A 280-nucleotide genomic window follows, 5' to 3' on the forward strand; every position below is an offset into this window, starting at 1 on the left:
GTCCCGACGTCTTCGTGGTGGGCAACGTGGTGTCCCGTGGCAATCCCCTGGTGGAGGAAGTGCTGAACCGGGGCCTCCCCTACACCTCCGGCCCCCAGTGGCTCGCGGAAACGGTGCTCCTGGGCCGCTGGGTGCTCGCCTGCGCCGGCACCCACGGCAAGACCACCACCGCTTCCATGCTGGCCTGGATTCTGGAGTACGCGGGGCTCAAGCCCGGGTTTCTGATCGGTGGCGTGCCGCGCAACTTCGGTGTCTCCGCCCGGCTCGCCCCCGGCTCACC

Annotated in this window: 1 pseudogene; it reads left to right on the forward strand. The window is 70.0% G+C overall.

Going from position 1 to position 280, the window contains the following annotated elements:
* Positions 1–280: pseudogene (locus tag ACTFO6_RS18650) on the forward strand (UDP-N-acetylmuramate:L-alanyl-gamma-D-glutamyl-meso-diaminopimelate ligase); the annotation flags it as partial.

The sequence above is a fragment of the Pelomicrobium sp. G1 genome (genome assembly GCF_051905455.1).
In the GTDB taxonomy this organism is placed as follows: Bacteria; Pseudomonadota; Gammaproteobacteria; order Burkholderiales; family UBA6910; genus Pelomicrobium.